This is a genomic window from Streptomyces sp. MP131-18, from assembly GCF_001984575.1.
Classification (GTDB): domain Bacteria; phylum Actinomycetota; class Actinomycetes; order Streptomycetales; family Streptomycetaceae; genus Streptomyces; species Streptomyces johnsoniae.
Genome location: NZ_LZNS01000001.1, coordinates 4,126,281 through 4,134,889 on the forward strand (window position 1 = coordinate 4,126,281; position 8,609 = coordinate 4,134,889).

Annotated in this window: 10 protein-coding genes and 1 pseudogene; 6 read left to right on the forward strand and 5 right to left on the reverse strand. The window is 68.9% G+C overall.

Annotated features, from left to right (window positions below; translation table 11 throughout):
- Nucleotides 1-49: 49 nt before the first annotated feature.
- Entirely contained in the window at nucleotides 50-409 is a 360-nt protein-coding gene (locus STBA_RS18505; protein ID WP_077060314.1) for a metalloregulator ArsR/SmtB family transcription factor, read from the forward strand.
- 82 nt (nucleotides 410-491) lie between these two features.
- Here STBA_RS18505 and STBA_RS39510 read toward each other — a convergent pair whose 3' ends face one another.
- On the reverse strand, nucleotides 492-914 hold the full coding sequence (locus tag STBA_RS39510) for a DUF6082 family protein (RefSeq protein WP_366510825.1): 423 nt from the start codon (nucleotides 912-914) through the stop codon (nucleotides 492-494).
- Nucleotides 915-1,257: 343 nt separating this feature from the next.
- On the opposite strand from STBA_RS39510, the gene STBA_RS18515 reads away from it, so the two are divergent.
- Complete coding sequence (locus STBA_RS18515) at nucleotides 1,258-2,028, forward strand: oxidoreductase (RefSeq protein ID WP_077060315.1); 771 nt, start codon at nucleotides 1,258-1,260, stop codon at nucleotides 2,026-2,028.
- Between the two features lie 58 nt (nucleotides 2,029-2,086).
- On the forward strand, nucleotides 2,087-2,833 hold the full coding sequence (locus tag STBA_RS18520; protein WP_077060316.1) for an SDR family oxidoreductase: 747 nt from the start codon (nucleotides 2,087-2,089) through the stop codon (nucleotides 2,831-2,833).
- Here STBA_RS18520 and STBA_RS18525 read toward each other — a convergent pair.
- The 3 genes from STBA_RS18525 to STBA_RS18535 all read right to left on the reverse strand — a co-directional run bounded on the left by STBA_RS18525 (nucleotide 2,782) and on the right by STBA_RS18535 (nucleotide 5,699).
- The gene (locus tag STBA_RS18525) at nucleotides 2,782-3,738 is read right to left on the reverse strand and encodes a LysR family transcriptional regulator (RefSeq protein WP_077060317.1); all 957 of its coding nucleotides are present in this window, start codon (nucleotides 3,736-3,738) and stop codon (nucleotides 2,782-2,784) included. The genes STBA_RS18520 and STBA_RS18525 overlap by 52 nt on opposite strands.
- Nucleotides 3,739-4,170: 432 nt before the next feature.
- Nucleotides 4,171-4,833: an NAD(P)-binding domain-containing protein gene (locus STBA_RS18530; protein WP_077060318.1), complete on the reverse strand. Its 663-nt coding sequence runs from the start codon at nucleotides 4,831-4,833 to the stop codon at nucleotides 4,171-4,173.
- Entirely contained in the window at nucleotides 4,830-5,699 is an 870-nt protein-coding gene (locus STBA_RS18535; protein WP_077060319.1) for a helix-turn-helix transcriptional regulator, read from the reverse strand. The genes STBA_RS18530 and STBA_RS18535 overlap by 4 nt, the downstream gene beginning before the upstream one ends.
- Nucleotides 5,700-5,812: 113 nt before the next feature.
- Here STBA_RS18535 and STBA_RS18540 point away from each other — a divergent pair, with 113 nt between their 5' ends.
- The 3 genes and pseudogenes from STBA_RS18540 to STBA_RS18550 all read left to right on the forward strand — a co-directional run bounded on the left by STBA_RS18540 (nucleotide 5,813) and on the right by STBA_RS18550 (nucleotide 7,218).
- Nucleotides 5,813-6,511: an SDR family NAD(P)-dependent oxidoreductase gene (locus tag STBA_RS18540; protein WP_077060320.1), complete on the forward strand. Its 699-nt coding sequence runs from the start codon at nucleotides 5,813-5,815 to the stop codon at nucleotides 6,509-6,511.
- Between the two features lie 84 nt (nucleotides 6,512-6,595).
- Nucleotides 6,596-6,739, forward strand: a pseudogene (locus tag STBA_RS18545) (esterase); the annotation flags it as partial.
- 86 nt (nucleotides 6,740-6,825) lie between these two features.
- A complete protein-coding gene (locus STBA_RS18550) occupies nucleotides 6,826-7,218 on the forward strand; it encodes an ester cyclase (protein WP_077060322.1) in 393 nt (130 codons plus the stop codon).
- A gap of 372 nt (nucleotides 7,219-7,590) precedes the next feature.
- Here the strand turns inward: STBA_RS18550 and STBA_RS18560 are convergent, their stop codons facing one another.
- Nucleotides 7,591-8,316, reverse strand: a complete 726-nt coding sequence (locus STBA_RS18560) for an SDR family NAD(P)-dependent oxidoreductase (RefSeq protein ID WP_077060324.1) — start codon at nucleotides 8,314-8,316, stop codon at nucleotides 7,591-7,593.
- Nucleotides 8,317-8,609: the final 293 nt, after the last annotated feature.

Here is an 8,609-nt window from a genome sequence, read left to right on the forward strand (position 1 = left end):
GGTCGGGCTCGCTCTCCCCGTCTGCTTCGACGTATGTCAACCTAGGAGTATGTCGAACAGCAGGGTGCTTGAGGTGCTGCCGCCGGATGTCGAGCCGTGCTGCCCGCCATTGAGCGAACGTCCCTTCACCGCGGAGGAGGCCGAGCGCACCGCGCGGATGTTCAGGGCGCTGGGCGATCCGGTCCGGCTGCGGCTGTTCACCGCGGTCGCCTCGCATCCGGACGGTGAGGCGTGCGTGTGCGACATCTCCGACGTCGGCGTCTCCCAGCCGACCGTCTCCCACCACCTGAAGAAGCTCAAGGAAGCCGGCCTGCTCACCTCGGAACGGCGCGGCACCTGGGTTTTCTACCGCGTCGAGCCCTCAGTCCTCGCAGGGATGGGGCAGATGCTGACCCCCCGCGCGGCCTGAGCCCCGGCCACCGGGCACGGCCCTCCTTGTCGCGGCAGGGAGGCCCGGGTCCCATGGCCTGGCAGCTGACGGCTGCGGTCAATCAGTTCTCCACGGTGGGGGACTGTAAAACGAGCGGCTCTGTTCCGTAGTCGGTGGTGACGTTCCCACCGGGTGTGATCAGATGGGTGAAAGCCAGGCGCTGCCACTCATCGGCCGTGGCGCCAGCTACGGGAGACGCCCGGAGCGAAGGATCGGCGAGTGAGAGCAGAACCAACTCCCGATGCGCGGTTCCCGGGGCCTCCTCCTGCGCCGCCCTGGTCTGCCGCGCCTGAAAGTTGAGCGACGGAGCAACGCCGACGAGTGCCGCCGCGGAGATGAGGAGTCCTTCCGCGTCTCGTCCAGCGACGCATGGGCGTAGACCTTCATGGTCACCTCGATGCCGCTGTGTCCGGCGATCGGCTGGACGACGTCGGCCGGACGCCGAGGTCGAGCAGCAATGTTGCGCAGGAGTGACGGAGGTCATGGAAGCGGAGGGCAAGGCCGAGCCGCTTCCGGAGCGGGTACCAGCTCCGCCGGAGGTTGTCCGGCTCAAGAGCGGTGCCCACCCGGGAGGTGAGGACCAGCCCGGTTTCCGCCCACGTGTCGCCGACCGCCGCCCACTCCTGCGTCCTGGTCACCGGGTTGCCTATAGAGAACTCCTATAGCACCTGCTCGTTTTTCGTCTTTGCCCCTCAATCCCTCCCGGATCTACGGTGAAACATCTCGACGAGGCGAGACGTGTACCGCGGTTCTCCGCAATCAGTACCCCGTGCACGTCACCCCTTTACGGTCGAGCGGACCGAGCTGCAATTGAGAGGGCAAGCGGCATGACCACCCCCAGGAACGATTCAAGAGTGCGAGAATTCACGGGAAAGCGAGTTTTGGTCACGGGCGGTTCGCGCGGAATCGGCGCGGCGATCGTGCGCCAGTTCCTGGGCTCGGGCGCCGAGGTACTCACGGCCGCCAGGTCGAGGACGAGCACGGTGCCGGAGGGCGCCGCCTTCGTGGAGGCCGATGTGCGGACACGGGTCGGAGTGAAGGCAGTCGCCGAGGCCGCGCAGGAGGCCCTCGGCGGGGTGGACGTCCTGGTCAACAACGCGGGTGGAGCGCGCCCCTTCAAGAACGCCTGGGCCATCCCCGACGAGGAGTGGCAGGACCAACTGGACCTGAACTACCTGGCGTCGGTGCGGTTGGACGCGCTGTTGACTCCGGGGATGCGTGAGCGGCGTTCGGGTGCGGTCGTGCACGTCTCCACTGCCGCCGTCCCCACCTCCGCACCGGCGTTCCTGCACTACACGGCGGCGAAAGCGGCGCTGCAAAACTACAGCCGGGGACTGGCTCTGGAACTGGCCCCGTTCGGAGTCCGGGTCAACGCGGTGTCTCCCGGCAGGACCGCCACCCCCGGCGGCGAGGCAACGCGGAAACAGCAGACGAGCTTGGACGAGGGGACGGGCCAGGACGACACCGCCCCTCCGTTGGGGCGCGATGGCCGGCCCGACGACATCGCCGACGCGGTGCTGTTCCTTGCATCGGACCGGGCGAGCTGGCTGACCGGAAGGAACCTCACCGTGGATGGCGGCGAGTTCCCCGTGGGGTGACGCCGATGAAGTGAAAGAAGGAACTGAACGAGGAAATGAAGAAGTAAGGATCTCGGAAATGAACGACACGTACAGCGGCAAGAACGTGGTCATCACGGGGGGCAGCAGTGGCATAGGCTTCGCGACGGCGCAGCTACTGGTGGACGCCGGAGCACGCGTGGTGATCACCGGCCGTTCCCAGACCACACTCGACGCCGCCACGGAGCGCCTGGGCAAGAACGCGCTGGCTTTCCGGGGCGACGTGGCCTCACTACCCGACCTGGATGCTCTGGCTGCCCACGTACGAGACCAACTCGGCACGGTGCACGCCCTGTTCGTCAACGCGGGCATCACCAGCCCCATGCCTTTTGCATCGACGACCGAGGAGATGTACGACGAATCGTTCGCGATCAACGTCAAGGGTGCCTTCTTCACCGTGCAGAAGCTCGCCCCGCTGCTGAGCACGGGCGCCGGCATCGTCCTGACCACCTCCGTCGCGAACGTCATGGGCATGCTGGAATCCAGCGTCTACGCGGCCGGGAAGGCAGCGCTGCGCTCCATGGCCCGCAGCCTCTCCCGCGAGCTCCTTCCGCGAGGAATCCGCGTCAACGCGGTCAGCCCCGGTCCGGTCGACACGGGGATTCTGGAGAACACGATGACCAAAGAGGCCGCAGATCAGTTCAAGGCGGAACGGGTCGCGGAGAACCCCATGAACCGTTTCGGGACTCCGGAAGAAGTCGCCGGGGCGGTGGCGTTCCTGGCCTTCGACGCCACTTACACCACGGGCGCCGAGCTGGTAGTGGACGGAGGCGCCACCCAGTTGTGAGCAGGCCCTGACCCGTTACCGGAAAATCCGGTGTAGTACCAGGTCTCTTGACGCAGGAACTCGAGCAGGGCCATTTCCGCCGGGCCCGCCCCGGGCCGGACCGCAGCGACGGTGGGCATGGACACGGCGGGAAGGACGGGACGCGTGAGGTGCTCGAACCCGGGAGGCACCGCGGAGGCCGGCACGAGAGTCACCCCCAGCCCGTGGGCGGCCCAGCGCACCGCCGTCGCCGTCTGCGAGACGCGGGCGACCGTGGTCGGGGCCAGCTCGTTGTCCCGTAGGACGTCCCGCAGCACACCGTCGAGCGCACCGCCGTGGTCGAACCTGATCCACGGCTCCCGCGCCAGTTCGCGCAGCTCGACCCGGTCCGCAGCGAGCCGCGCCCGCTCGGAACCCAGCACCACGACGAACTCCTCGTCGCCGAGGTGGTGGCCCTCGTACAGGCCGTCCTTGCACGGCCCGCCCATCAGGCCGAGGTCCACCACGCCCCGGCGGGCCAGCCGCTCCAGCTCGGCGAGATTCGCCTCCTCGAACACGGTGATCTCCAGCCGCGGGAAACGGCGGCGCAACGCGCTCAGCGCGCCCGGCAGCTGCCGCGTGCCCAGTCCCATCTGCGCCGCGACCACCAGCTCGCCCTCCAGCTCATCGGCACCGGCCCGCGCTGTCGCCCTCGCCCGCCGCGCCGCCCTCACCGCGACCTCCGCGTCCCGCAGGAACGCGCGACCGACCGCGGTGGGCACCAGCCCGGTCGGCGTACGGGCGAACAGCGTCACACCGAGTTCCCGTTCCAGGCCGCGAATCTGCTGCGATACCGACGGCTGGGCGACACGCAACAGCTCCGCCGCTGCCGTTACCGAGCCCGCCTCGGCCACAGCCAGCGCATATTCGAACTGACGCATAGTCATCGTTTCTTGTCTCCCCCTGCGCCGGATCACGGTCCACCGCGTTGCACCTCGAGTCCTGTACGGCGCCCGACGAGACCGCCCCACGCCGTGATCGTCGGCCGCGAGCCGCAGCGCAGATCAGTCGGAGCCCGGACACGCCACGGCGTCCTCAACGCCGGACGCCGACGACTGTCCCTCGCCGAAGCGGCAACGCGATCGCGCCCCGGCCGCATTCCCGTTCCTGCGCCATGGCACAGGATGGCCGGCGCAATCGGAAGTCGCGACAGAGCCGTCTCGCGCCGTCCGCTCTCAGTGGGCGTCGAGGTGGGCGCCCATCTCCCGGCGTTCGCAGGTGACGGGTGATCAGGAACGGCTCATCGATCTCGTGGCTTCGTGCCCGTCAACGACACGGGATCAGCGGGTCGAGTGAACCGGCGAGGTCAGACGCCAGGCTCAGCCTCGGACGGGGTACCTGATCCTGCGCGCGTCGGCCAGGTTGGCGGCGAGTTGCTCGCGCGTCTGGTGGGCGTGCGACAGCCAGGCGGGCTGTCCCGGGCCGCTTCGCCAGGACTCGCTGAGTGGACTGTTGTCGACGGTGTCGAATCCGAGCTCGTCGTACAGGCGTGTGACGAGCTCCACCGCCTCGGGGTAGTTGCTGGAGACCGAGAGAGCGTACCGTCCGGGAGTGCCCGGGGGACTCGCGGAGAGGAAGAGGCGCGGAGCCTGGACGTGCGTGAACGCCTTGGCGACCTTCGAGGCGGGCAACTGCTCCTGGCGCAGCTCGTGCACGGTCTTCTCTCCCGAGTCGATGGCCGCGAAGTGGCCGTCGCGCCAGGGCATGTAGTTGTTGGTATCGAGCACGATCTTGCCGGCCAGCTGCTCCACAGGCATGTTGTCGACCAGCTTGAGGGGGACGGCGATGATCACGAAGTCGCCCGCTTCGGCGGCGTCGGCCGCTGTCGCGGCGCGGGCCGGAGGTCCGAGCTCGTCGACGAGGTGCGCCAGCGTTTCCGGTCCCCGAGAATTGGCGATTACTGCCTTGTAACCGTGGGCAACGGCTGCGCGGGCGAGCTGGCTGCCCACCTCGCCCGCTCCGATGTTGCCGATCGTCCTCACGCGTCGTTCCTCGGAGGAGTGATGATGCCGGCGAGTTCGAGCTTGGACTCGTCCTCGCTGCCCGGGACCGCCGTATAGGCGACGACCTTGAGGTCGGTGTCCCCGTCCGTCAGGACGTCGCAGTCGACGCTCACCTCCCCGATGTCGGGGTGCCGGATGGTCTTGCGGTCCTCGGCGTGTCGGCCCACGGCGGCATCGGCCCAGAACGCGGCGAACCGGGGGTTGCCGGCGACCCTGCTGGCCACCAGCTCGGACACACGCGGATCGTCGGGGAACCGTGCCGCGGCTCGGCGCAGGTCGGCCACGAGGGCCCGGTCGGCGGCCTCGGCGTTGACCGGGATCACCGGCCAGCTCGTCAAACGGCCGCGGTCCGAGGCGACCGGAAAGCGCAGCCGCACCAGGTTGCGCTCCTCGGCCCCGATCCGCGTGGGGTCGCCGAACAGCGCTGCCCACCTGAGGTTCCACCAGACCAGCTGCCAGTCTGCGGCGAAGACCGCGACCGGAGTGGACTCGAGCAGGGTCAGCAGCCGTCGCATGCTCGGCGGAATGTCGTCGACGACCCGCTGGTCCTGCGGCGGCCCGATCCCGGCGAGCCGATGGAGGTGGTCTCGCTCGTCCTGGGAGAGCTGCAACGCGCGGGCCAACGAGCCGACGATCTGCTCGGAGGGACTGACGGCCCGGCCTTGCTCGAGCCGCACCAGGTAGTCGACGGAGAGACCGGCCAGCTCGGCGAGTTCCTCACGCCGCAGGCCCGGCGATCGACGGGCCCTGTCCACCGGCAGTCCGACGGCTTTGGGCGAGAGCCGGTCCCGCCAGGCCCGAAGCGTCGCTCCCAACTGCTTGTCGACAGCATGTCCCTTGTTCACCCTTGCATCGTAAGCATCCGCGCATCGGTCTGGGTGGGCGCCCGGGTGGTGCTGCTGGTCCTACCGAGAACCGTTCTCTGGCTGGTCCCGGCAGTCTCGGAAATGGTTGGGACATGTCCAAGACCACGTTCATCACCGGCGCCAACAAGGGCCTCGGTTTCGAGACCGCCCGCCGACTCACCGAACTCGGCCACACCGTGCTCCTCGGCGCCCGCGACATCGATCGCGGACGCCGTGCGGCGGCAGAACTCGGTGCCCGCTTCGTTCGGATCGATGTCACCGACGATGCCTCGGCCGCGGCCGCGGCCGCCGACGTCGCGGCCAACGAGGGTCGGATCGACGTCCTGGTCAACAACGTCGGCATCACCGGCAGCGTCGTGTCCGCCGAGGGGTTGACCGGCGCGGAGGCCGCTCTGGTGCTCGACACCAACGTGGCCGGCATCGTGCGGGTCACCGCGGCCTTCCTGCCGCTCCTGCGCGCCTCCGGTGCTCCGGCCGTCGTCAACGTCACCAGCGGCCTGGGGTCCGTCGCGCTCACCCACGACCCGGAACGGGTCGAGTCACAGGTGATCGCCCCCGCCTACGCGGCCTCCAAGGCCGCCGTCACGATGCTGACCACGCAGTACGCGAAGGCGTTCGGCGACGTCCGGTTCAACGCCGCCGATCCCGGCTACACCGCAACCGACCTCAACGGCCACACCGGCACCCAGACCGTGACCGAGGGAACCGACGCCATCGTGACGCTGGCCACCGAGAACCCCAGCGCCGGAACCGGTCGGATCATCGACCGCTACGGCCCTCTCGTTTGGTGAAGCGGAGCAAACGACACCTGGCGCCTGGACGCCGTGGACGGCACCGCGCTGAGTGAGTCCGGGCGCACGGAGCTGGCCGGCGCCGCCGGCGTCCCCGTCATCGCCACCCGCTACCAGGGAATCATCCACGACTTCGTCATGCTCAACGCTCTCCGCGACACCCAGGCCGCCGAAGCCGCCATCACCCAGGCCACCACCACACTCCGCTCAGCTCTCCACACCTCCTGAATCCGCCGCACGACAGCGGTGGGTCCCACAACGAGACGCCATTCGGTCCCGCCCCGGGCTCGGGGCCCACAGAAAGAGAAAAGATCATGTCCGACACCGACCTGCGAGACTTCTACCATCGCTACGTCGAGGCGCTCAACGCGCGCGAGTTCGACCGCATGGACGAGTTCGTCCACGAATCCATCGTCATGCACAGCGAGCCGAGCTCCCGCGCGGCCCTCGTCGCACAACTGAACAGCATCGTCGACGCGGTCCCCGACTTCCACTGGGAGGTCCAGGAGCTCGCCATCAACGACGACAGCATCGCCGTCCGTGCGATCAACACCGGCACCCCCACCAAGGAGTGGCTCGGCGCGGCTCCTACCGGGAAGTCGATCGAGATCGTCGAGTACGCCATCTACCGGGTCCGCGACGGAAAGTTTCTGCACATGTCGGCCGTCCACGACGCCGCGGCCCTGGAGGAGCAGCTCGCAGGCTGACTCGGTCAGGCTCGGCCAACGCAGAGCCCAACGCAAGCGGGGTGCCCCGTCCTTCCCCGGGCGGGGCACCGCTCTGTTCGGGGCCCTACACGGCCGACGTCGCGGCGAGCGGCACGCCGCTGCAGGGGGCGGCCACTGGCGCGCGCATTCTCCCGATCCGTGGCGAGTAGTGCCCACGCATCAGGAGCGGGGCGTCATCGGGGCCGCGGACACGCCGAACCGCGTCGCCACGGAGCGCATCGGCATCCCTCGCGGCCGTCCGCGGAGTTCCGGCGGCCGTCGCGAGGCCGAGCAGCGAGCCGGTGCTGCCCAGGGCGCCATCCACGCCGCCGGGAGCGATTGCTGCGACGTGGTCCACGCCCCGGGCCGAACTCAGTCGGCCCTGAACTTGTCGGCGAGCTGGAACTCGAACTCATCGGGCAGGTCGTAGTGGAAGACCTCGGGGGCGTCGCGCTCGACGTGGGCCTTCCAGTAGAGGTCGGCGATCACGTCCGGCTCCGAGTTCGGCCGGCCACTCCCGATCCTCGCGCCCAGGGCGACGTGCACGACGTGCACTCCACTGTCGGCGAGCGACTCGTTCAGCGCGAGGAGCCAGTTGCGCATGGCAGCGTTCGCGACGTTCGCGTTGGCCACCTGCGGGACGACCATCGGGCCCGATCCGGCACCGCTCGTACCGATTATGGTGCCGGCAGCGCGGTCGATCATGCCGGGGAGCACCTGGCGAACAGCGGCGACCGCGCCGAAGAAGTTGGTCCGGAGTCCGGGCAGAACCGACTCGACAGTGAGATCGACCGCGGAGACGAGCGGCTGGTCCGCCAGGTCCGACAGTGTCGGGGCAGGTGAGTACTCCAGCACGTCAATGGGTCCGAAGTGCTCTTCTGCGGCCGCCAGCGCCTTCTCGAGGCTCGGGCGGTCAGTGACATCGGCCGCGAAAGCGGCAGCCGATACCCCTGCGCCTCGGAACCTGTCGACCATGGCCGCGAGTTGCGCTTCACGTCGCGCCACGAGCGCGACGTTGAAACCGCCCTTCTCGGCGAACTTCGCACCGATGGCGAACCCGAGTTGCGGCCCCGCCCCCACGATCGCAATAGTCGACACAGCTCGTCCCCCCACAGCAGATCTGCATGCCCTGGTGCCGGCTGTCCCAGTGGCGGACCCCCGGGCCCGGCTCACCGGCCAGCCGATACTCGGCCTCGTCATCGAGCTCCTACTGATCCATAGTGCCACGGCTCTCTCCGTTCCCTGGAGGCCGGCCACTAGCCTCGCGCTTTCGGTGCGACGTGAAGTCGCTGTCGTGCAGTAGTAGTTGCGAGGAGAGGAGTCGACTACTCCGGCCTGTGACCGACGGCCGGTCCCCGGCCTCGGGTGCGTCTGCGGTGACGCGGGGGTGT